Source organism: Pseudomonas sp. NFR02 (assembly GCF_900119375.1).
GTDB lineage: Bacteria > Pseudomonadota > Gammaproteobacteria > Pseudomonadales > Pseudomonadaceae > Aquipseudomonas > Aquipseudomonas paracarnis.
The window spans coordinates 14,578-36,132 of sequence record NZ_FPJJ01000007.1 but is presented as its reverse complement, the minus strand read 5'-3'; the positions used below and the strand labels follow the sequence as shown (position 1 = coordinate 36,132).

Here is a 21,555-nt window from a genome sequence, read left to right as displayed (position 1 = left end):
CGCCAAAAGGAATAGTCCGATGAAAGCTGTGCTGTGCAAAGCCTTCGGCCCCGCCGAAACCCTGGTGCTGGAAGAGATCGCCGGCCCCGCGATCAAGAAGAACGAAATCCTGTTGGATGTGCACGCGGCCGGGGTGAATTTCCCGGACACGCTGATCATCGAAGGCAAATACCAGTTCAAGCCGCCCTTTCCGTTCTCACCCGGTGGTGAAGCGGCAGGCGTGGTCAGTGAAGTGGGTGAGAAAGTCAGCCATCTGAAAGTCGGTGACCGTGTGATGGCGCTGACCGGCTGGGGCAGCTTTGCCGAGCAGGTCGCGGTGCCCGGCTATAACGTGCTGCCGATCCCGCCGAGCATGGATTTCAACACCGCCGCCGCCTTCAGCATGACCTACGGCACCTCCATGCATGCGCTGAAACAACGCGCCAACCTGCAACCTGGCGAGACCCTGCTGGTGCTTGGCGCGTCCGGCGGCGTGGGCCTGGCCGCCGTGGAGATCGGCAAGGCCATGGGCGCCCGGGTGATTGCCGCCGCCAGCAGCGCCGACAAGCTCGCAGTGGCCAAGGCGGCCGGCGCCGATGAGCTGATCAACTACAGCGAAGCCAGCCTCAAGGATGAGGTCAAGCGCCTGACCGATGGCAATGGCGCTGACGTGATTTACGACCCGGTGGGGGGTGACCTGTTTGACCAGGCCATTCGTTCGATCGCCTGGAATGGGCGCCTGTTGGTGGTGGGTTTCGCCAGCGGGCGTATTCCTGAACTGCCGGTGAACCTGGCGTTGCTCAAGGGCGCAGCGGTGGTCGGGGTGTTCTGGGGTTCGTTTGCCCAGCGCCAACCGCAGGACAATGCAGCGAATTTCCAGCAGCTGTTCACCTGGTATGGCGAGGGCAAGCTCAAGCCGTTGGTGTCGCAGGTGTATCCGCTGGAACAGGCCGCCCAGGCGATCAATGATCTGGGACAGCGCAAGGCGGTGGGTAAAATAGTTGTCCAAACCCGATAACACACCTGAAATGCAATCCATGTGGGAGCTGGCTTGCCTGCGATAGCGGTGGGTCAGCTGCTACAGATGAAGCTGACCCACCGCTATCGCAGGCAAGCCAGCTCCCACAGTAGTTACTTCGCGGTCTTAGGACCTAACCACGACCATCACTTATCTATAGGCGACATGTTCGTAAAAGAACATGCAATTGCTCTCGTTTCCTGTGTTTGCGGATAAGAGGCGATGCTATTTTCGGTAACGAAACTGTAACATTCGCATCCGCAGTCAAAACAAGAAATTTGGAGCTCTTGAATGTTTGCTTTCTTTCGTCCTGCCGCACACCAGGCGCCCCTGCCTGAAGAAAAAATAGACAGTACCTACCGACGGCTGCGCTGGCAGATCTTCGCGGGTATTTTCTTTGGTTACGCCGGCTACTACCTGCTGCGTAAAAACTTCTCCCTGGCCATGCCCTACCTGATCGACGAGGGTTACACCCGTGGTGAACTGGGCCTGGCAATGTCGGCGATCGCGATTGCCTACGGCTTGTCCAAGTTCCTGATGGGCCTGGTGTCCGACCGCTCCAACCCACGTTACTTCCTGCCCTTCGGCCTGCTGGTTTCGGCGGGGGTGATGTTCATTTTCGGTTTCGCGCCTTGGGCAACCTCCAGCGTGACCATGATGTTCATTTTGCTGTTCATCAACGGCTGGGCCCAGGGCATGGGCTGGCCGCCAAGTGGGCGGACCATGGTGCACTGGTGGTCGCAGAAAGAACGCGGCGGCGTGGTGTCCGTGTGGAACGTGGCGCATAACGTCGGGGGTGGCTTGATCGGCCCGCTGTTCCTGCTCGGCATGGCGTGGTTCAACGACTGGCATGCGGCGTTCTACGTGCCGGCCACCGTGGCCCTGGCGGTGGCGGCGTTTGCCTTCATCACCATGCGCGACACCCCGCAATCGGTGGGCCTGCCGCCTATCGAGCAGTACAAGAACGACTATCCGGAAGGTTACGACGCCAGCCACGAAGACGAATTCAGCGCCAAGGAAATCTTCGTCAAGTACGTGCTGCGCAACAAAATGCTCTGGTACATCGCCTTCGCCAACGTGTTCGTCTATCTGTTGCGTTACGGCGTACTGGACTGGGCGCCGACCTACTTGAAAGAAGCCAAGCACTTCACGGTCGATAAGTCGTCCTGGGCGTACTTCTTCTACGAGTGGGCAGGTATCCCGGGCACGCTGCTATGCGGCTGGATGTCGGACAAGATCTTCCGTGGCAACCGCGGCCTGACCGGCATCGTGTTCATGGCCCTGGTGACAGTGGCAACCCTGGTTTACTGGCTCAACCCGCCGGGCAATCCGATGATCGACATGATTGCGCTGTTCTCCATCGGCTTCCTGATCTACGGCCCGGTGATGCTGATCGGCCTGCAGGCACTGGAACTGGCTCCGAAGAAGGCCGCCGGTACCGCAGCGGGCTTCACCGGCTTGTTCGGTTACCTGGGCGGTTCGGTAGCGGCAAGTGCCGCCATGGGCTATACGGTTGACCATTTCGGCTGGGACGGCGGCTTTGTACTGCTGATCAGCGCCTGCGTACTGGCGATCGCGTTCCTGATCCCTACGCTGTGGCACACCAACAGTGTCAGCTCGGCGCGTTAACCGCCCAGGCAATCCTTGGCACAACGCTTGAGCCGCGCCTCCAGGTTTTTATCTGGCATGGCGTGGCTACGCAGGGCGTTCACGGTCTGCTCGACATAATCGCGAGTCGTACCGTAACGCCCGCAAGCGCTTTGCAGTACATGATTAAGCACGATATCGGGCAAGTTGCCGGCATAGCTGGGCAAATGCCGCTCCAACACAAACCCCAACGCCTGGACGGTGCTGCCATCTTCCAATCGGCAACTGAGCCAGTGCGGCCGGTACGAGGGGTAAGGCATCTCACGCTGCCACAGGGCGTAAAGCGAGGCCTCCAACTGGTCCTCCGGCAAGCGGTAGGCAAACCCGCTGCAGGAACCACCGCGATCCAACCCAAACACCAGCCCCGGCAGCTCCGGCGTACCGCGATGCTCGTGTGACCACAAATACAAGCCACGGTGATAACCGTGAACCCGTGCACGTACCCGCTCGGTCGACGAGCATTCAGGGCGCCAGATCAGCGAACCATACGCAAACAGCCACACCGGCCCACCCTTGTGCCGAGCCATGGTGGCTTGCATCGAGCTCATCAATTGTTCGTGAGTGAGTTGCGGCCCCAGATCGAGCCGCGGAGGGTAAGCCAATTGCAGAAGATCGGTTTCAATGGCGGTCATGGCGAAAAGCGGTGCGCCTCCTGTGTGTTACCAGTTGTAAGCGACTTTACCGTAATAGAACGCGCCGCTGTAACCGTACGGCGAAAAAGTGCTGTAGGCGAGGTTGCCGCCGCTGCTGGCGAAGGCGTTAACCTTCTCCGGGTACTTATCGGTGACGTTGTCGCCACCCAGGGTGAAGGTCCAGTTCTTCAACTTGTAATCCGCCGACAGGTCCAGCACCCAGGCGGCCTTGAAGGTCTGATCGTTGACCTTGTCCGTCTGATAACTGGTGAACTCACCATAGCGCACCAGGTTAGTGTGCAGCGCCCAATTACCGAAGGTGAAGTCATTGCCCAGGCTCAGCTTGTGCTGGGGCGTGGTATCGCCCAGCAAACCGATACGCTCGCGGCGGTCCACCCGCACCAGGTTGGCCCCCAGGCTGTCGAGAATCGCGGGGTTGGCTTTCACGTCGGTGACTTTGGTGTGGTTGTAGTTGTAGCCCACGGTACTGTTCCAGCGAATGCCGTTATCGAGCTGGTAGCGATAGTTGGCTACCAGATCGACGCCATCGGTGCTGGTGTCCGTGGCGTTGGTAAAGTAACGGGCCGTGGTGTAGTTGATATTGCCGACGCCATTGGCTTGCAGGTAGGCCACCGTGGCCGGGTTGAGATTGAGGTTGGACGACAGGCTGATGCGGTCGCGGATGTCGATGCGGTACACATCGAGCGTGACGGTCAGGTCATCGGCCGGCTCGAGCACCAGGCCGAGGCTGTAGTTGCGCGACTTTTCGGCCTTGAGGTCTTCGGCACCCAGCAGGCGCGCGACCTGACTGTTGGCCGGGAAAGTGCCGGCTTCCTGGATGGTGCTACCGATCAACTGCGATGAGGTGTAGGCAAAATTCTGCTGGGCCAGGGACGGCGCACGGAAACCGTTGGAGATGCTGCCGCGCACGGCCACCTGGGGGGTGAAGTCATAGCGGGCCGACAGCGAGCCGCTGACGTTGGAACCAAAGTCACTGTAATCCTCATGGCGCACGGCAGCCGAGGCGCTGAGCTTTTCGGTGAAGTTGGTTTCCAGGTCCAGGTACTGCGCCCAGTTATGCCGCGTGCTGGTACCGGCATCGGCATCGCGGAAACCACCCAGGCCGGAGCTGCCGGTCTGGTAATAGGACGCGGGCTCGCCCGCCTCGATTTCATAGCCCTGATGCAGGTACTCACCGCCGAACGCCACAGAGACCGGATACGGAAGAAAGCCCACATCGAATTCACGGGACAGGTCCAGGCTGACTTGCTTCTGATCGTTGCTCAGTGTGCCGTTATTGAATTTACGCGGCGTCGCGAGGCCCAGTGAGGTGTTGATGGTTTCAGTCCCCAATTCGTACTGGTTCTTGCCGTAGTTGGCCGACAAGTCGTAATGCCAGTCGTAGGCCAGCAGGCCGCGCAAGCCCACTACCAGCGAGGTGTCTTCCAGGTTGCCTTTGATCAGTGGCAGGTAGCCGTTGGGGTTGAGCGCCTTGATGTTGTTGGACGCGTTGCTTGCCCGGTAGAAGGCTGCCGTTTCACCGCGCCGCTTGCTGTAGCCACCGAAGGTGTAGAACTCGGCGGCGTCGTTGAAGGCATACTCCGAGTTGAACTGGAATTTGCCTTCATTGGTGGCCGGCTCACCTTGGCGGAACACACGCTGGCCGTAAGTAGTAGAGCCGATGCTGCCGGGGCGGTAGTCGTTGCCGGCGCGGTTGGTGTAATCGTTGTCGGCGCCTTCGGCAGACAGGTTGATAAAGCCATTGTCGCCCAATGCCAGGCCCGTATTACCGCTGACATTACGCTGGATGCCGTCACCCTTTTTGTACTCGCCAAACTTGCTGGAAACCGAGCCGCCATGGTCGGCGTGCTTGAGGATCACGTTGATCACCCCGGCGATCGCATCGGAGCCGTAACGGGCAGAAGCGCCGTCGCGCAGCACCTCGATATGGTCCACCGCCGACAGCGGGATGGCATTCAAGTCTGCCGGAGCCGAACCGCGCCCAACCGCACCGCCCAGATTGACGAAGGCACTGGTATGGCGACGCTTGCCGTTGACCAGTACCAATACCTGGTCCGGCGACAAGCCGCGCAACTGCGCCGGACGCACGAGTTCGGCGCCGTCCACCAGGCTTGGTCGGGGGAAGTTGATCGACGGAATCAGGCGCGCTAATACGGCACCCAGCTCATCGGAGCCGGTGCTGCGCAGGGTTTCACCGGAGATTACGTCGATTGGCGACAGCGATGCACTGGCGGTGCGCTCTTGGGCGCGGGTGCCGGTGACGATCACGGTGTCGAGTTTAGGTGCATCAACCGCAGATGTTTCGTCTGCAAGAACTGGATTGAATCCCACAACCGTCAGCAAATTTGCCGACAAAATCGCCGTGCATAGCGCGTGTTTCCTGTAGCTGCCCATACCGCTCCCCTTTGAATCAAAAATAGAACTGCAATGCGCGAAGTTCGTACGATCGATCCGGCTGGCGGGCGGTGGCGGTCAGTATCTGGTTATGGTCGATGAAGTCGGTAGTCCGTTGCGATATAGCTTAAAGATATTCATCAACCAGAATAAATACCTTAAAAGAATAAGCGAAAGCATAAGCACACTCGCCCATTCGTCAGGATCCACGCGGCTAATCCCGGTACTTTCAGCCCCGGTTCAGCCTGGGCGGGTGCCAAGCCGTCAAACTGACGCGCCTATAACGACCCACTTAGCCGTTCATCAAATCGACTACCGAGGTCGCCCATGAAAAAATTTCGATTGCCTGGCCTGCTATTGCTTGCCCAGGCCACCACAGCACTGGCTAGCGAAACGCCAACGGTCACTGACGACAAAGGCTTCTGGTACGCCCAGACCAGCATCTACACCCGGCACTTTGCACCCGACCCGCAACACAACAACAAGCAGGACTTGATCGGCCTGGAGCGCAATGAGGCGTCGGGCCTGGTGTATGGCGGGGTGACCTTTCGCAACTCGTTCCGCCAACGCTCGTACTACGCCTATGCGGGCAAGCGCTATGACATGGCCGACTATCCGGTGTATGCGAAGTTGACCGGTGGGCTGATCCAGGGCTATCGCGGCGAGTATCGCGACAAGATCCCATTGAATCGTTTTGGCGTAGCGCCAGTGATCATTCCATCGGTGGGAACGCATTACGGGCCGGTGGCGGCTGAGCTGGTATTGCTCGGGTTCAACGCGGCAATGGTGACGACTGGAGTGCGCTTCTGACACAGCACGGTCGCGGGTGGGAGCTGGCTTGCCTGCTCCCACCTTATTCAGCGCAAGGTGTTAGGGCCTTGGGGCGTAGGCAAACACGTCAGCGCGCATCCGGTGAGCATCCATACCGGCGTCGACCAATGCATCCAAGGTGCCATAAATCATCGCCGGTGAGCCGCTGGCGTAGACATGTACCGTGTTGAGGTCGGCAATGTCTTCGCACACCACCTCATGCAGCAAACCGCAGCGCCCTTCCCAGCCACACAGGTCGCTGACCACTTTGTGCAGGAACAGATTGGGCAATTGCAGCCACTGATCCCAGTGCTCGATCTGGTAGAAATCTTCCGGGCGCCGTACGCCCCAATACAGGTGCACCGGGTGCTTGAAACCCGAAGCGCGGCAGTGCTCGATCAGGCTGTGCATCTGCGCCATACCGGTACCGGCGGCCATCAGCACCAGCGGCCCGTCCGGCAACTCGGCCAGGTGGGTGTCACCGAACGGCAGTTCCACACGAGCCATCTGGTTGCGCTGCAATTGTTCGATCAGGTTGCGCGCACTGTCTTCGCGCACCAGCACATGCAGCTCCAACTCACGCCCGGCATGGGGCGCAGAAGCCAGAGAAAACGCCGACTTTTCGCCGTTCTCCCGTTCGAGCATCAAGTATTGCCCGGCGTGGTAACGCACCGCCTTACCGGCCGGGGCGCGCAGGCGCACACGCCAGACATCGCCGCCGACTTCCACGCACTCGATCAATTGGCATGACAATTTGCGCAACGGCAACTCTCCTGGCGCCAGTACGCCATCCCACAACACAATGCAGTCTTCCAGGGGCTCGGCGATGCAGGTGTAGAACTCACCATGATCGCGCACTTCCCCGGCTTGGCGTACCCGGCCCTCCACCAGCAACGCCGCGCAGACATGGCACACGCCATTGCGACAGGCCTGAGGGCACTCATAGCCCAGGCGACGGGCGCCCTCGAGGATTCGCTCGCCAGGGGCCAGTTCCAGCACAGCACCGGAAGGTTGCAGGGTTACACGCATCAATCTATTCCCAATTCTTTCCAGATCGCATCGACCCGCGCCGTGACGGCTTCATCCTTGACGATCACCCGGCCCCACTCACGCGTGGTTTCGCCCGGCCATTTGTGCGTGGCATCCAGGCCCATCTTTGAGCCAAGGCCCGATACCGGCGACGCGAAGTCGAGGTAGTCGATAGGCGTGTTGTCGATCATCACCGTGTCGCGCTTGGGATCCATGCGCGTGGTGATGGCCCAGATCACGTCGTTCCAGTCCCGGGCATTGATGTCGTCGTCGGTGACGATAACGAACTTGGTGTACATGAACTGTCGCAAAAACGACCACACACCGAGCATTACCCGCTTGGCATGCCCCGGATACGACTTCTTCATGGTGACGATGGCCATGCGATACGAACAGCCCTCGGGCGGCAGGTAGAAGTCGGTGATCTCAGGGAATTGCTTTTGCAGGATCGGCACGAACACTTCGTTGAGCGCCACACCGAGGATGGCCGGCTCATCGGGCGGACGGCCTGTGTAGGTACTGTGGTAGATCGGCTTGACCCGATGGGTGATGCGCTCGACGGTGAACACCGGAAAGCTGTCGACTTCGTTGTAGTAACCGGTGTGGTCGCCGTACGGGCCTTCATCGGCCATTTCACCTGGGTGAATCACGCCTTCAAGGATGATTTCGGCGGTAGCCGGCACTTGCAGGTCGTTACCGCGGCACTTCACCAGCTCCGTGCGATTACCGCGCAACAAGCCGGCGAAGGCGTACTCGGAGAGGCTGTCAGGTACGGGAGTGACGGCACCGAGAATGGTCGCCGGGTCGGCACCCAGGGCCACGGACACCGGGAACGGCTTGCCGGGATGCTTCTCGCACCACTCACGGAAGTCGAGGGCTCCGCCACGGTGGCTGAGCCAGCGCATGATCACTTTGTTACGGCCAATGACTTGCTGACGGTAGATACCGAGGTTCTGGCGATCCTTGTTCGGGCCCTTGGTGACAGTCAGGCCCCAGGTGATCAACGGGCCGACGTCGCCGGGCCAGCAGGTTTGCACCGGGAGCATGGCCAGGTCGACATCATCGCCTTCAATGACCACTTCCTGGCAGACCGCGTCCTTGACCACCTTGGGGGCCATGGCGATGATCTTGCGGAAGATCGGCAGTTTGGACCAGGCGTCCTTCAAGCCCTTGGGCGGCTCGGGCTCCTTGAGAAAGGCCAGCAGCTTGCCGATCTCGCGCAGTTCGCTGACAGACTCGGCGCCCATGCCAAAGGCCACGCGCTCGGGAGTACCGAACAGGTTGCCCAGCACCGGGATATCAAAGCCGGTCGGGTTTTCGAACAACAGCGCCGGGCCCTTGTTGCGCAAGGTGCGGTCGCAAATCTCAGTCATTTCCAGCACCGGAGAAATCGGCATCTGGATACGTTTCAACTCTCCGCGCTGCTCAAGTTGCTGCACGAAATCCCGAAGATCCTTGAATTTCATTAACCATGCCACCCGTAAAATAGGCGTACATCCTACCTGCTCTGAGGGCGGCTGGCAGCTTAATTGGCCGTCAATCCACGTGATTGCAACGAACTGAACAACGGTTCCAGGAAGGCTTCGATGTGTCGCGCGCCGACGTCCGAAAGATGGTTATCGTCGGTATACAACGCGCGGCCATTGAGTTCGACCCGGCACAACCCATCGGCGCCGCACAGTAATGGCGCGGGGTCCAGCACCGCGACACCGCTGTCGGCAGCCGCCAATTCATCAAACAACTGCGTGATAAAGGCCTGGCGCTTCACATGCTCGGCCACGGCGAGCCCTTCACCGTCCACGGGCCGGTTCATCATGGCCAGGCGGCTGAGACGGTAAGGCACGATGATTTCCTGCAGCGGCACTTCCTTAACCAACCAGACCTTGTGGCCGGCAGCGCGCAAGTCCCGAATGCGCTCGCGCAGGCCCTGGGCAAAGCGTTGTTCGGCGACGGCACGCACATACTGGCCGGTGCCAGGATCTTTGAGTGCATGCTCCTTGTCACCGGACATTTGCCCATACACATACAGGCTCCAGCGGGCGGCCAACACCACATCGCTGAACGTCTGCTCGGCCATGGCCTTCTCGACGCGCCGGTTGAAATGCGCGCAGCGGGCAATATTTTCCAGGCCATCGAGGGGAATACAGCCGGCAAAACTGGCTTCGACCAGGCTGATATCGTGACGATCAGCGCCCTCTTTGAGTGCCGGTATCAGCGCGGTAGCGTGACTGTCACCCCATACCAACGCCGAAACCGATTGGTCTTTCGGGCCGAAATGGCAGAACAAGCGTTCATCGGGCGTATCTTTGTCGGCCATGCACGCCAGCAGGTCAGGGCTCCACTTCTTGGCCTGGGCAAAACGCAACGCCTGTTCGGACAAGCGCGAAGGCACGCCGTCAGCTTCGCGTATCGCAAGGCCAGTGAAGCCCAGCCCCAGAATGCCGACCATGGCTGACGCCAGAATCGCCTTACGCGAAGCCAGCAAACGTTTTTCTCGGAACGGCGTTTCCACGAAGCGCCAGGACAGATAGCCCAGCACCAGCGAAAGCAGCATCAGCCCCCCCAGTTCCAGCGCGCTCAAGCCATCCACCGCGGCGTAGTTGGCGTACACGAATACCGGCCAGTGCCAGAGGTACCAGGAATAAGAGATCAGCCCGATACCCACCATGATCCGCGTGCCCAACAGGCGAGCGACCCAAGTCTGTTGCTGGCCGTTGGCCCAGATCAACCCGACCACACCCAGCACAGGCAACAACGCAGTCGCGCCTGGGAACGGCGTTTTCGCGTCGTAGCCCAGCACAGCGATGAGGATCAATGCCAGGGAAGCCAGGCTGATCCCTTGCGCCAAGGCCCGCGACGCGCGCCACTCACGCTTGGGCTGCACCGCCAGCATCGCACCGGCCAGTAGCTCCCAGGCCCGTAGATGCAACAGGAAGAAAGCTTTCTGTGGCTCATGCTGAACCGCCCAGACGCTCATGCCAAACGACGCCAGCAGCACCGCGAACAATGCCAGGCGCCAGTGCTTCAAACGGCTGGAAAGCAAGGTCAATAGCAATGGGAAGAAAATATAGAACTGCTCTTCTACCGCCAATGACCAGGTATGCAACAGGGGTTTGATGTCTGATGAAGCATCGAAATAGCCGTGCTGGCGCGAGAACAACAGGTTCGAGGTAAAAGTCACCTGATAATGCGCAGACCGCCCCAACTCTTCATAGTCCTTGGGCGCCAACAGAAACCAACCCACTGCCAGTGTCGCCGCGATCATCACAAACAGGGCCGGCAATATACGCCGGGCACGGCGAGCCCAGAAGTCCATGAAGCTGAAGCGTCCGGCTTGACGCTCACGCCAGATAATTGACGTAATCAGGAAGCCCGAGATGACGAAAAAGACGTCAACGCCAACAAAACCGCCAGTAATGCCAGGGACACCAAAGTGGAACAACACGACTGCAAGGACAGCGATGGCACGCAGGCCATCGATGTCTCTGCGGTAAGCAAGGGTGGTCATAAGAATGTGGTCAGTCTGCGACGAAAGGGATGAGCGAAGTCACGCGTCAATTTTTGTTACTTAACGGATACTTATGCCACAAAAATCGCAGAATCTCGACGCAAAAAAAATGGCGCCCCATTAAGGGCGCCATTTTTTTGGACCTGAAACGCTGTATTACTTGCGTTTCATCGACAGGAAGAACTCGTCGTTGGTCTTGGTGGTTTTCAGCTTGTCGATCAGAAACTCGATGGCAGCGACTTCGTCCATCGGGTGCAGCAGCTTGCGCAGGATCCACATACGCTGCAGTTCGTCGTCTGCGGTCAGCAGCTCTTCGCGGCGGGTGCCGGAGCGGTTGATGTTGATCGCAGGGAACACACGCTTTTCAGCGATGCGACGGTCCAAAGGCAGTTCCATGTTGCCGGTACCCTTGAACTCTTCGTAGATCACTTCGTCCATCTTCGAGCCGGTTTCAACCAGCGCGGTGGCGATAATGGTCAGCGAGCCGCCTTCTTCGATGTTGCGCGCAGCGCCGAAGAAACGCTTTGGTTTTTCCAGGGCGTGGGCATCGACACCACCGGTCAGCACCTTGCCGGAGCTCGGGATCACGGTGTTGTAGGCGCGGGCCAGACGGGTGATGGAGTCGAGCAGGATCACCACGTCTTTCTTGTGTTCGACTAGGCGCTTGGCCTTCTCGATCACCATTTCGGCAACCTGCACGTGGCGGGTTGGCGGCTCATCGAACGTCGAGGCAACCACTTCGCCGCGCACGGTGCGCTGCATCTCGGTCACTTCTTCCGGACGCTCATCGATCAACAGTACGATCAGGTGAACTTCAGGGTTGTTACGTGCGATGTTCGCTGCAATGTTCTGCAGCATGATCGTTTTACCGGCTTTCGGCGGTGCGACGATCAGGCCACGCTGGCCTTTGCCGATTGGAGCGCAGAGGTCAATCACACGACCGGTCAAGTCTTCGGTGGAGCCGTTACCGGCTTCCATCTTCATGCGCACGGTCGGGAACAGCGGCGTCAGGTTCTCGAAGAGAATCTTGTTTTTCGCGTTCTCGGGGCGATCGAAGTTGATCGTGTCGACCTTGAGCAGGGCGAAGTAACGCTCGCCTTCCTTCGGAGGACGGATCTTGCCAACGATGGTGTCACCGGTGCGCAAGTTGAAGCGACGGATCTGGCTCGGCGAGACGTAGATATCATCTGGGCCGGCGAGATAGGACGCATCTGCAGAGCGGAGGAAGCCGAAGCCGTCCTGGAGAATCTCCAGCACGCCATCACCGGAGATTTCCTCGCCGCTTTTCGCGTGCTTCTTGAGCAGGGAGAAAATCACGTCCTGCTTGCGCGAACGGGCCATATTTTCTATGCCCATTTCTTCGGCCAGTTGGAGCAGGTCGGTAATCGGCTTTTGCTTGAGTTCAGTCAGATTCATATAGGAATGACGTAATCATTTATGGAGGGGGGAAATTAAGCTTTTGGCTTAATGAGGCCGCGCCGCAGAGAAGGCGACAGGATCGCGTACTAATCGAAAAGGAATGCGTCGGCGACGGCTTGCAGGGGGCAGTGGAGAAACCACTGCGGGGCCGAATGTACCACCTGGATTTCGGAGCGTCTAGCCCTGTTTTACGAAAAAGCCCCGCAATTTGCGGGGCTTTTTTGACGACGCTTAGAGGCTCGCGTCGAGGAAAGCTTGCAACTGGGACTTCGACAGAGCACCCACTTTAGTCGCTTCGACATTGCCGTTCTTGAACAGCATCAGGGTCGGGATACCACGCACGCCATGCTTGGCCGGGGTGCCCTGGTTCTCGTCGATGTTCAGCTTGGCAATGGTCAGCTTGCCTGCGTAGGTGGTTGCAATGTCGTCCAGGACCGGAGCGATCATTTTGCAAGGGCCGCACCATTCAGCCCAGTAGTCAACCAGCACCGGGCCGTCAGCCTTGAGGACTTCGGCTTCAAAGGTCGCGTCGGTGACGTGCTTGATAAGATCGCTGCTCATGGATGTCTCCGGATTGTAAGCAAAAAAAACGTTGCCCATCATAGCCGCCCTTCCCCTGTTCAGGAAGCCGCGTCTGATTGAGTCTTGCTATGAGGTTGAATGAGCGTGGGTATGACTCTGTCACGGCGTGGCGGGCGTCATGAACGCAATGCCCGTACGCAACGCTGCATTACGTATATGTTCCTGCATGGTTTTCTGCGCCGCCGTACTGTTGCGGCGGGCCAGGGCGCGCAGGATTCTGCGATGTTCCTGCCAGGTTTCCATGGCCCGTTCCGGCCGGATGAACGGTAGCTTCTGACTTTCCAGAAACACCTCGGCGCTGGCGCTCAGGATGCTCACCATGGCCTGGTTACCGCTGGCCAGCAGAATACGCTGATGAAATTCGAAGTCCAGGCGGGCGGCCGCTTCGAAGTCGCCCGCCTTGAGCACTTTGCGCATGGCTTGGACGTTGTCTTGCAGGCTGTCCAGTGCATCGAGGGTCAGTGTCACTGCTGCCAACCCCGCCGCAAACCCCTCCAAGGCGTAGCGCAGCTGGAAGATATCCGGCGGCGTGGCCTGCGCCGCGAAGGGCCAGGCGAACCCCGGTGCCTCTTGCACGTCCTGCACGAACACGCCCTTGCCCGGCTGCACGTTGACCACGCCCAAAGCGCTGAGGGACGACAGCGCCTCACGCAACGACGCCCGGCTCACCCCCAATTGCAGGGCCAGGTCGCGCTGGGATGGCAGCGCGTCGCCCGGCCCAAAGCCTTGCTCCTTGATCAGTTTGCGGATGGCCTGCAAGGCCGCTTCCGGTACGGCTTGGGCAATGGAATTCATAAAAAGCTCAGGGTTCCCGATAGCGTGTGTGACCCGTTGTAAAACTATTCATAGCTGGCTGCAAGCCACGCCCCAAAGGCGCTCGCGGCTTTTTGCAAACGCTCGAAAAGGGTGCGGGAAACCTGACCACTGTTCAGACCAGTAAGACCACTGCACCTCAACAAACATCAGCCTTGCAGACGATCCGAACGGTGCTGGCATGGGCTGTGCACTGGGCAAACTCAGAAAATTCCTTCGCCTTTTTCGGAGAGTTGCCATGACCAAGCGCTACAGCGCCCTGCTCACTGCCCTGTTTGCCAGCCTGATGCTGAGCCAGGCACCCGCCCAGGCGAGTGGTCTGGATGACATCGTCGCCCGTGGCACCCTGAAGGTTGCCGTCCCCCAGGACTTCCCGCCGTTTGGTTCGGTCGGCCCTGACATGCAACCCCGGGGCCTGGACATCGACACCGCCAAGCTGCTGGCCGACCAACTCAAGGTCAAGCTGGAACTGACGCCGGTCAACAGCACCAACCGCATACCGTTCCTCACCACTGGCAAAGTCGACCTGGTTATTTCCAGCCTGGGCAAGAACCCCGAGCGCGCAAAGGTCATCGACTTCTCCAACGCCTACGCGCCGTTCTACCTTGCCGTGTTTGGGCCGCCTGATGCCGCCATCGCCAGCCTCGACGACCTCAAGGGCAAGACCATCAGCGTGACCCGTGGCGCCATCGAAGACATCGAGCTGACCGCGGTAGCGCCCAAGGAAGCCACGATCAAGCGTTTTGAAGACAACAACTCCACCATCGCCGCCTACCTGGCCGGCCAGGTCGACCTGATCGCCAGTGGCAACGTGGTCATGGTGGCCATCAGCGAACGCAACCCCAAGCGCGTACCGGCACTGAAGGTGAAACTCAAGGATTCGCCGGTGTACGTAGGCGTGAACAAGAACGAGCCGGCGCTGCTGGAAAAGGTCAACCAGATCCTGGTGGCAGCCAAGGCTGACGGCAGCCTTGGGAAAAACGCGATGCAGTGGCTCAAAGAACCGCTGCCTGCCGACCTCTGACGCGGAGCTCAAAGATGGCCTATCAATTCGACTTTGTGCCGGTGCTGGCCAATACCGACCTGCTCCTGCGTGGCGCGCTGTTCACCCTTGAGCTGACGGCCATTGGCGCCATCCTCGGCGTGGCCCTGGGCACTGTCGGCGCCGTGGTACGGGCGTGGAAGATCCAACCGTTTGCGTGGGTCTTTGGTGTGTATGTCGAGTTGATCCGCAACACGCCGTTCCTGGTGCAACTGTTCTTCATCTTCTTCGGCCTGCCATCCCTCGGGTTGAAAATTACCGAGTGGCAAGCCGCCGTGCTGGCGATGGTGATCAACCTGGGGGCCTACTCCACCGAGATCATCCGTGCCGGCATCCAGGCCATCCCACGGGGGCAACTGGAGGCGGCCGCGGCACTGGCAATGACGCGCTTTGAAGCGTTTCGCCATGTGGTGCTGCTGCCGGCCCTGGGCAAGGTGTGGCCCGCCCTGAGCAGCCAGATCATCATCGTGATGCTCGGTTCGGCGGTGTGTTCGCAGATTGCGACTGAAGAATTGAGCTTTGCCGCCAACTTTATCCAGTCGCGTAATTTCCGTGCCTTTGAAACCTATGCCCTGACCACCCTGGTGTACCTGTGCATGGCGCTGATGATTCGCCAATTGCTCAACTGGATCGGCCGACGGTTTGTCATGAGGAACAGCCGATGAGTGATTTTTCGTTCTGGGACATTGTGCGCAACCTGCTGACCGGCCTGCAATGGACGCTGTTGCTGTCATTGGTGGCGTTTGTGGGCGGCGGCCTGATCGGCTTATTGGTGATGACCCTGCGCATCAGCCGCAAAGCGTTCCCACGCAATATGGCCCGCACCTATATCGAACTGTTCCAGGGCACGCCACTGCTGATGCAGCTGTTCCTGGTGTTTTTCGGCGTTGCCCTGCTTGGCGTGGACATATCGCCCTGGCTGGCAGCGGCAATTGCCTTGACCCTGTTTACCAGTGCCTACCTGGCTGAAATATGGCGCGGTTGCGTCGATTCCATTGCCCACGGCCAATGGGAAGCCTCGGCCAGCCTGGCCCTCAACCCGCTTGAACAACTGCGCTATGTGATCCTGCCCCAGGCGCTGCGCATTGCTGTCGCGCCGACGGTGGGCTTTTCGGTGCAGGTGGTCAAAGGCACCGCCGTGACCTCGATCATCGGCTTCACCGAACTGACCAAGACGGGCGGCATGCTCGCCAACGCCACCTTTGAACCCTTCATGGTCTACGGCCTGGTGGCCCTCGGTTACTTTTTGCTCTGTTACCCCTTGTCCCTCAGTGCGCGCTACCTGGAAAGGAGACTGCATGCCTCTGCTTAGAATTTCTGCCCTGCATAAGTATTACGGCGATCACCACGTACTCAAGGGCATCGACTTGACGGTGGACGAAGGCCAGGTGGTCGCGATCATCGGCCGCAGCGGCTCGGGCAAGTCCACCTTGCTGCGCACCCTCAATGGCCTGGAGTCGATCAACGACGGTGTAATCGAAGTCGATGGCGAATACCTCGACGCCGCCCGCGCCGACCTGCGCAGCCTGCGGCAGAAGGTCGGCATGGTGTTCCAGCAATTCAATCTGTTCCCGCACCTGACCGTGGGCGAGAACGTGATGCTGGCGCCGCAAGTGGTGCAGAAAGTGCCCAAGGCCAAGGCCGCCCAACTGGCCAGGCAGATGCTGGACCGGGTCGGGCTGGGCGAAAAATTCGACGCCTTTCCCGATCGCCTGTCCGGCGGCCAGCAACAGCGCGTCGCCATTGCCCGCGCCCTGGCCATGTCGCCCAAGGTGCTGCTGTGCGACGAGATCACTTCAGCCCTGGACCCCGAACTGGTCAATGAAGTGCTGAGCGTGGTGCGCCAACTGGCTCAGGACGGCATGACCCTGATCATGGTGACTCACGAAATGCGTTTTGCCCGTGAGGTCGGCGACAAGCTCGTGTTCATGCACCAGGGCAAGGTACATGAAACCGGTGACCCGAAGGTATTGTTCGCCAACCCGAAAACGGCCGAGCTGGCTAACTTCATTGGCTCGGTGGAACAGCCGGGCTAACCAGTTCGAAACGGCCCTGCCCTTCAAGGTGGGCCTGCGTGCGTACCATCAACGCGTCGAAGGGCAGTTCGGTGTCGATATCGACCTGGGCGGTGAGCCTGCGCCCTGTCACCGGCACACCTGAGACTCGCGCAATCAAGGCCTGGCCGGGTAACAACTGGCCGCTGGCCGACTCATCAGGTGCTTGAGCAGACGACCAGCCGACTGCTCGCCCGTCGACCTGGGCATGCTTGAGACGCAAGCGCAAACGCCCCTCACGACCAAACCGAAACCCTTGCCCATCGGCAGGCGCTGCGACAAAACGCAGGGCCATTGCCGCCGGCTCCGCGCAGAGCACGGTCATGCTGAACGTGCGGGTAGCCAGCACCACAGCGGCATTTTCAACCACTGCATCCCGGTATATCGGCCCATAGTCGATGCGCGACTGGCTCAGCGATAGCCGACAGTTTTCAGCTTGCGCATCAAGTGCTGCCAGCAACATGCATAACAGGGCCAAGGGCAGGCTTGCACGCTTAACTACCCTGGCACACAGCCGATACCGCTTCATAGAATTTGTCATTGTCAGGCTTGGCCTCGGGGTCGATGTGCAACAGGCAAGTGGAAGAGTCCGGCAATGAAACTTTCAGGCTTTGCGACTCGGAGACGTCGTTGAGGAAAATCATGCCCTCGCCCACCACACTGGTGATGAAGCGATTGCCCTTGCCCAAGACCGAGGCGCCCTGAGGCAATGGTCGGCCGTGCTGATCGTTGGCGGTTACCAGCATCCGGCGTACTTTCACCACGTCAAAATCCACGTTATTGAACGAGCCTCGGCCTGCTGCAAGGACCTGGGTGCCGTTTTTCAGGTCCACCCGTTTGGGCAAGGAAGGGGTCTGCACCTGGACGCGGCTGTTGGTGTAGGCCGGCAAGCCGGCGATTACCGCCTGGCCGCTGAAGTCGGTCCATACCGGGCCTTGTGGCGTCTCGACTTTCGCCGAGCCGATATCGCCGACCGAGACGATGCCGAACGTGTCCTGCACGCTGTAGGGCGAAAAGGTCAGCCCGCCTTCGTGAGCCACCGCACCACCCTGCCATTGGCCGGTGTAGCTGGTGCCCAGCGGGTCACGGCTAACGCCCAGGCCCACTCGCGTATAGCGTGGCAACAAGTCCACTTGCCCACGCAACGATTGCTCCCTGGCCCGCATGTCACGCTCAACTCCCACTTCGTAGTTCATATACTCGTTGACCCGCTCGCTCAGTGCAGTGCCCGCGGTAAATTGCTCCCCACGGCGGCTGGTGTAGCTGCTCACACGGCGATCGCCGCCCAGCGGCACGCTGACCTGCAACCGCACGGACACATCGTTATCCACGGCACGATCACGCCGGCTGCCTGTATAGGTGGCGTCACGGCCAGCCCGTGAACCCCCTACCTGTGAATCAGCGATCAGCGCCACATCGGCATGGCCAAACGACTTGTTCCATGAGGCAAACACATGCTCGCTGGTTTGCCCGCCAAACTGAGCGCTGCGGGTGTAATTCAAAGAAAATACGCCCAGCGTGGGGTCGGCCCAGCTCACGCCCGCGGTGTACTGGTTTTTAAAGTGGGAATCGAGATCATCGGCCCTGAGCGACTGGCCCACTTCAGTGACTTCACGGTAACCACGCGTCTGGGTAGTGGCGCTGAGGTTGACGTCGATATTGGCCCCGACCGGGCTGCTCAGTGACAGGCTGCTGCGTGAGCCGGACACGGCTTTCTGGCTGTCCCGGGACAGGTTATGGCGTGCGTTGACAGAAACCCGCTGGAAAAACACGCTGCTCAGGGTGCCCCCTGCCGCCCAATAGTCATCGGTACTCAACAAGCCAAAACCCGCAGACGAGTGGCTCCCCAGCCCCCAGGTACCACTGCCCATGGCGATCACCGGTGAAGGCCCTTCCTCACCCGCCGTTCTGCGCAACTCGCCCACCGACAAATAGTATCCAGGCGCCGCCGGGGTAGCCCCCGCGAACGATGCCGCCGGCACCACGAAACTGCGCTTGGCACCCCGCACGTCAATCACACTGACCTCAAGGTCGCTGGTGGTGTTAAGCAGGGGCAAGCCCGTCAGCCGGAACGGTCCTTCAGGCACCAACGTACTGTGGACCAACACACCGGACTGGCGTATTTCGACCCGCGATTGGCTTTGGGCCAACCCCTCGACCACTGCGTTATTGCCGCCTGCGGGTGTTCTGGCCTGCCCATCGGGGGAGAACTGCACGCCCGACAGTTGGATCCCGCCAAACAACGGGTTATTGCTGGAGATCTGGCCTGCCTGGAACGTCGACTGCAACCCGGCGATATCCCGCTGGGCATAAGCGTGCAAGTGTTCGGTACGGGTCTGGCCGTTGTCAGACACATAGAACTGGCGGCTGCGGACAATCCAGTCGTCGAGGTTGAAGCCCGCCTCTGTATAAGCCGACACGAACCGGCTGGGCCCACTGCGCAAATGGCTGTCGTAACCCAGCACGTCATAGTTGAACAACGCTGCCGCGCCGCCGTGGGAAAAATTCCCGCTTTCCCACTGGGGTTCGCGCAAGGCCTGGGTCGGCACCACCAGCACCACTTCGTCGTTGCCGGGGCGCAGCCGCACCATCGTCGCCGGGAATGCGCCGAGAAAGTCATGGCAGGCCTGGTCGGGCCTGGCGCCGGGCTGCAGGATTGCGCCGGGTTTAACCAGCCCGGCCTTCTCAAGTAAACCTGAGGTGAAACACAACTCACCCTGCGAACCAAACCGGACATCCACCCGCCCAAGCGGGTTGCCATTGACCCGCAACCCCACCACCTGGACACCTTCGCGAAAGCGCGCCGCACTGCGAAAGTAATCGGCAACCTTGGGGTCTATGCCGTGGGTTGTGAGGGCCGCCAGGTCAAACCCTTCCCCGAGTTCCAGCGCGGTCGCCATACCAGGCAGACTCCAGAGCGCCGCAAAGCCGATGGATAACGTGGATCGACCGGGCCAGGCAGTACCGGCAATGTCGCGCCTCGAAGGAAGCCTCATGAACCGATCAACCTTCATCGGTGATGACCGGCGCTCGGTAGCTGTCTACCGAAAACCCGTAGACCGTGGCGGGCTGGACCTCTACTTGAGCCACATTGCCCAGAGTACCTTCGCCCTTCGCCACCAATGCCTCACCCGGCAAGATGTAAGTGCGCGGCAATGTCGCCAGTGTGCCTTGTGGCAGCAGCTGCACATCTGGCGCCAGGCGCACCACATAGGCGCTGTCGTTGTGGACGCTGAGCCGGTCCCCGACGCGCTTCCAGGTCAACAATTCCCACGGCGTATGGTGTCGCGGCAGGCCTTGGGGGTGCAGGATAAGCGGCAAATTCTGCCGCAGGGTGATGCCAATGGTCGCACCACCCGCAGCCCGCGCCTGGGGGATGCCCTCAAACGACACGCGCTTGAGCCGCTGGGTCTTGAGCGGCTGTTTCAGGGTGCTGATAAAACGCACCAGCTGGGTGTCGCCTGCCTCAACACGGGTAACTGGCGGTGTGACAATCAGTAGCGGCTCCAGGTCTTCAGGCACATTCTCAACCACGGAATGCAGCAGCGCGGGCCCCGCATCGGTGTTCTTGATACTCAGGGTGGCTTCGCCGTCCTCTTCATAAAGCACCACCACTGTTGTTTCCGGCAACATACCGTCGGCGGTGGCAACAGCACTAAAAAAAAGATGCCACAGCCATACACAACTTATTAAAAAACCACGCACTCAGTATTCCCCTCAACTCATGCCGTTGACGATTGGCAATCGCGCAGCCATAGAAAAACAGCCAATAAGAAAGGGTTAGTTTCTTGATCGGCTGCTTTCAGTTATTTAGATGTAACTCAATACAAGCGTGGCGCGCCCATCAATGGAAATGTCGCGGCTTAAATCCAGATCCCGAGCCTTGTTGATTACCGCTTTCACCGCGAGCGTACCGGTCAATTGGCTGATAGCGGCAGGGGTAATCGTCGTGCCATTACGCCAAGAGTACTGGCTCGGCGACTGGGCCACTTTGCCATCGCTGTTGTACCAGGCCCCCAGGCCGCTGCGCATGATCGGAAACAGCGTTGTGCCGGAGGACCTGAGGTCCTTGAGAGTCACCGAATAGCCACCGGTACGCCGGGCGCCTACCATACCCAAACCATAGTTCTGTGCTTCGGTGAAGCCCGCGCCGAGGATGCCCGTCACCTTGCTGCCCGCTTGCAGGTCGGTAAACGTGAGCCCGAACCTGGCAGGCGTGGTGCCGCAATTGATCACCAGCGAAGTGGTCCTCTCTTCGCGCGGGTTAAACGCTGTTTGGGACAATTCGCCCGAGCGAATCGTGCCGTAGTCGATGATGCCACTGCCCGCCAGGCTGAGGTTGCAGGCAGCAGGTGTAATGGTGCCCCTGACGACCAACTGCGCACTGGTGGTTGCCTGGGCATTGAGGGTTGCAGCCAGGCACACCATACCGACGGTTAATCCAATAATTTTTTTCATGCTCGTCCTGTCATTAGGAATTAACAGGCGTTCTTTATTTTGGTTTTAGCGACTCCGTCGCTCAACGCTTTATCTTCCGTAACACAAAACTATAAATAAATAACACCCAGGCAGAATTGCCGAATGACAGTCTGGCGCCTTGGTGCCTG

Annotated in this window: 19 protein-coding genes; 7 read left to right on the top strand and 12 right to left on the bottom strand. The window is 59.7% G+C overall.

All coding sequences use genetic code 11. The features are described from left to right. Nucleotides 1-19 precede the first annotated feature (19 nt). On the top strand, nt 20-997 hold the full coding sequence (locus tag BT199_RS20030) for an NADPH:quinone oxidoreductase family protein (RefSeq protein ID WP_014720414.1): 978 nt from the start codon (nt 20-22) through the stop codon (nt 995-997). 291 nt (nt 998-1,288) lie between these two features. Continuing rightward, nucleotides 1,289-2,626 carry a glycerol-3-phosphate transporter gene (gene glpT / locus BT199_RS20025; RefSeq protein ID WP_014720415.1) on the top strand — a complete coding sequence of 446 codons (1,338 nt, stop codon included), beginning with the start codon at nt 1,289-1,291 and terminating at the stop codon, nt 2,624-2,626. Here the strand turns inward: glpT and BT199_RS20020 are convergent. Together BT199_RS20020 and BT199_RS20015 are read right to left on the bottom strand one after the other, a co-directional pair. After that, nucleotides 2,623-3,276 (bottom strand): gamma-glutamylcyclotransferase, encoded by a 654-nt coding sequence (locus BT199_RS20020; RefSeq protein ID WP_014720416.1) that lies wholly within the window; start codon nt 3,274-3,276, stop codon nt 2,623-2,625. The two genes, glpT and BT199_RS20020, sit on opposite strands and share 4 nt — an antisense overlap. A gap of 27 nt (nt 3,277-3,303) precedes the next feature. Then, nucleotides 3,304-5,691 carry a TonB-dependent receptor plug domain-containing protein gene (locus BT199_RS20015; protein ID WP_072435340.1) on the bottom strand — a complete coding sequence of 796 codons (2,388 nt, stop codon included), beginning with the start codon at nt 5,689-5,691 and terminating at the stop codon, nt 3,304-3,306. Nucleotides 5,692-6,018: 327 nt separating this feature from the next. On the opposite strand from BT199_RS20015, the gene BT199_RS20010 reads away from it, so the two are divergent. Next, on the top strand, nt 6,019-6,501 hold the full coding sequence (locus BT199_RS20010; RefSeq protein WP_014720418.1) for a serine/threonine-protein phosphatase 2A activator family protein: 483 nt from the start codon (nt 6,019-6,021) through the stop codon (nt 6,499-6,501). A gap of 60 nt (nt 6,502-6,561) precedes the next feature. On the opposite strand, the gene BT199_RS20005 is transcribed toward BT199_RS20010, so the two are convergent. The 6 genes from BT199_RS20005 to BT199_RS19980 form a co-directional block, all read right to left on the bottom strand. Then, on the bottom strand, nt 6,562-7,530 hold the full coding sequence (locus tag BT199_RS20005; RefSeq protein ID WP_003195327.1) for a CDP-6-deoxy-delta-3,4-glucoseen reductase: 969 nt from the start codon (nt 7,528-7,530) through the stop codon (nt 6,562-6,564). Then, nucleotides 7,530-8,996, bottom strand: coding sequence for a 4-hydroxy-3-polyprenylbenzoate decarboxylase (ubiD, locus tag BT199_RS20000; RefSeq protein ID WP_003195329.1), 1,467 nt, complete (start codon nt 8,994-8,996; stop codon nt 7,530-7,532). Before ubiD ends, BT199_RS20005 begins: the two co-directional genes overlap by 1 nt. A gap of 59 nt (nt 8,997-9,055) precedes the next feature. Further along, on the bottom strand, nt 9,056-11,038 hold the full coding sequence (locus BT199_RS19995) for an acyltransferase family protein (protein ID WP_072435339.1): 1,983 nt from the start codon (nt 11,036-11,038) through the stop codon (nt 9,056-9,058). A 156-nt stretch (nt 11,039-11,194) separates the two neighbouring features. Then, nucleotides 11,195-12,454 carry a transcription termination factor Rho gene (gene rho / locus BT199_RS19990; RefSeq protein ID WP_003176825.1) on the bottom strand — a complete coding sequence of 420 codons (1,260 nt, stop codon included), beginning with the start codon at nt 12,452-12,454 and terminating at the stop codon, nt 11,195-11,197. A 234-nt stretch (nt 12,455-12,688) separates the two neighbouring features. Next, on the bottom strand, nt 12,689-13,018 hold the full coding sequence (gene trxA / locus BT199_RS19985) for a thioredoxin TrxA (protein WP_072435338.1): 330 nt from the start codon (nt 13,016-13,018) through the stop codon (nt 12,689-12,691). Between the two features lie 120 nt (nt 13,019-13,138). After that, complete coding sequence (locus tag BT199_RS19980) at nt 13,139-13,834, bottom strand: FadR/GntR family transcriptional regulator (protein WP_014720422.1); 696 nt, start codon at nt 13,832-13,834, stop codon at nt 13,139-13,141. 256 nt (nt 13,835-14,090) lie between these two features. On the opposite strand from BT199_RS19980, the gene BT199_RS19975 reads away from it, so the two are divergent. Genes BT199_RS19975 through BT199_RS19960 form a run of 4 tightly spaced genes read left to right on the top strand, consistent with a single transcriptional unit; the run spans nt 14,091 to nt 16,930 of the window. Then, entirely contained in the window at nt 14,091-14,876 is a 786-nt protein-coding gene (locus BT199_RS19975; RefSeq protein WP_014720423.1) for a transporter substrate-binding domain-containing protein, read from the top strand. 14 nt (nt 14,877-14,890) lie between these two features. Beyond that, a complete protein-coding gene (locus tag BT199_RS19970; RefSeq protein WP_014720424.1) occupies nt 14,891-15,559 on the top strand; it encodes an amino acid ABC transporter permease in 669 nt (222 codons plus the stop codon). Next, a complete protein-coding gene (locus tag BT199_RS19965) occupies nt 15,556-16,206 on the top strand; it encodes an amino acid ABC transporter permease (RefSeq protein ID WP_032894590.1) in 651 nt (216 codons plus the stop codon). Before BT199_RS19970 ends, BT199_RS19965 begins: the two co-directional genes overlap by 4 nt. Continuing rightward, nucleotides 16,193-16,930: an amino acid ABC transporter ATP-binding protein gene (locus tag BT199_RS19960; RefSeq protein WP_032902243.1), complete on the top strand. Its 738-nt coding sequence runs from the start codon at nt 16,193-16,195 to the stop codon at nt 16,928-16,930. Before BT199_RS19965 ends, BT199_RS19960 begins: the two co-directional genes overlap by 14 nt. Here the strand turns inward: BT199_RS19960 and BT199_RS19955 are convergent. The 4 genes from BT199_RS19955 to BT199_RS19940 all read right to left on the bottom strand — a co-directional run bounded on the left by BT199_RS19955 (nt 16,902) and on the right by BT199_RS19940 (nt 21,406). Then, on the bottom strand, nt 16,902-17,411 hold the full coding sequence (locus BT199_RS19955) for a DUF1120 domain-containing protein (RefSeq protein WP_050587221.1): 510 nt from the start codon (nt 17,409-17,411) through the stop codon (nt 16,902-16,904). The two genes, BT199_RS19960 and BT199_RS19955, sit on opposite strands and share 29 nt — an antisense overlap. A 31-nt stretch (nt 17,412-17,442) precedes the next feature. Beyond that, a complete protein-coding gene (locus BT199_RS19950) occupies nt 17,443-19,944 on the bottom strand; it encodes a fimbria/pilus outer membrane usher protein (protein ID WP_175556218.1) in 2,502 nt (833 codons plus the stop codon). 7 nt (nt 19,945-19,951) lie between these two features. Continuing rightward, the gene (locus BT199_RS19945; protein ID WP_139271621.1) at nt 19,952-20,638 is read right to left on the bottom strand and encodes a fimbria/pilus chaperone family protein; all 687 of its coding nucleotides are present in this window, start codon (nt 20,636-20,638) and stop codon (nt 19,952-19,954) included. A gap of 120 nt (nt 20,639-20,758) precedes the next feature. Beyond that, complete coding sequence (locus tag BT199_RS19940; RefSeq protein WP_014720430.1) at nt 20,759-21,406, bottom strand: DUF1120 domain-containing protein; 648 nt, start codon at nt 21,404-21,406, stop codon at nt 20,759-20,761. Between the last annotated feature and the right edge of the window lie 149 nt (nt 21,407-21,555).

Excerpts from the sequence above, each read along its gene's own strand:
- BT199_RS20030 (WP_014720414.1), top strand. The coding sequence starts at position 20 with ATGAAAGCTGTGCTGTGCAAAGCCTTCGGCCCCGCCGAAACCCTGGTG.
- glpT (WP_014720415.1), top strand. The coding sequence starts at position 1,289 with ATGTTTGCTTTCTTTCGTCCTGCCGCACACCAGGCGCCCCTGCCTGAA.
- BT199_RS20020 (WP_014720416.1), bottom strand. The coding sequence starts at position 3,276 with ATGACCGCCATTGAAACCGATCTTCTGCAATTGGCTTACCCTCCGCGG.
- BT199_RS20015 (WP_072435340.1), bottom strand. The coding sequence starts at position 5,691 with ATGGGCAGCTACAGGAAACACGCGCTATGCACGGCGATTTTGTCGGCA.
- BT199_RS20010 (WP_014720418.1), top strand. The coding sequence starts at position 6,019 with ATGAAAAAATTTCGATTGCCTGGCCTGCTATTGCTTGCCCAGGCCACC.
- BT199_RS20005 (WP_003195327.1), bottom strand. The coding sequence starts at position 7,530 with ATGCGTGTAACCCTGCAACCTTCCGGTGCTGTGCTGGAACTGGCCCCT.
- ubiD (WP_003195329.1), bottom strand. The coding sequence starts at position 8,996 with ATGAAATTCAAGGATCTTCGGGATTTCGTGCAGCAACTTGAGCAGCGC.
- BT199_RS19995 (WP_072435339.1), bottom strand. The coding sequence starts at position 11,038 with ATGACCACCCTTGCTTACCGCAGAGACATCGATGGCCTGCGTGCCATC.
- rho (WP_003176825.1), bottom strand. The coding sequence starts at position 12,454 with ATGAATCTGACTGAACTCAAGCAAAAGCCGATTACCGACCTGCTCCAA.
- trxA (WP_072435338.1), bottom strand. The coding sequence starts at position 13,018 with ATGAGCAGCGATCTTATCAAGCACGTCACCGACGCGACCTTTGAAGCC.
- BT199_RS19980 (WP_014720422.1), bottom strand. The coding sequence starts at position 13,834 with ATGAATTCCATTGCCCAAGCCGTACCGGAAGCGGCCTTGCAGGCCATC.
- BT199_RS19975 (WP_014720423.1), top strand. The coding sequence starts at position 14,091 with ATGACCAAGCGCTACAGCGCCCTGCTCACTGCCCTGTTTGCCAGCCTG.
- BT199_RS19970 (WP_014720424.1), top strand. The coding sequence starts at position 14,891 with ATGGCCTATCAATTCGACTTTGTGCCGGTGCTGGCCAATACCGACCTG.
- BT199_RS19965 (WP_032894590.1), top strand. The coding sequence starts at position 15,556 with ATGAGTGATTTTTCGTTCTGGGACATTGTGCGCAACCTGCTGACCGGC.
- BT199_RS19960 (WP_032902243.1), top strand. The coding sequence starts at position 16,193 with ATGCCTCTGCTTAGAATTTCTGCCCTGCATAAGTATTACGGCGATCAC.
- BT199_RS19955 (WP_050587221.1), bottom strand. The coding sequence starts at position 17,411 with ATGTTGCTGGCAGCACTTGATGCGCAAGCTGAAAACTGTCGGCTATCG.
- BT199_RS19950 (WP_175556218.1), bottom strand. The coding sequence starts at position 19,944 with ATGAGGCTTCCTTCGAGGCGCGACATTGCCGGTACTGCCTGGCCCGGT.
- BT199_RS19940 (WP_014720430.1), bottom strand. The coding sequence starts at position 21,406 with ATGAAAAAAATTATTGGATTAACCGTCGGTATGGTGTGCCTGGCTGCA.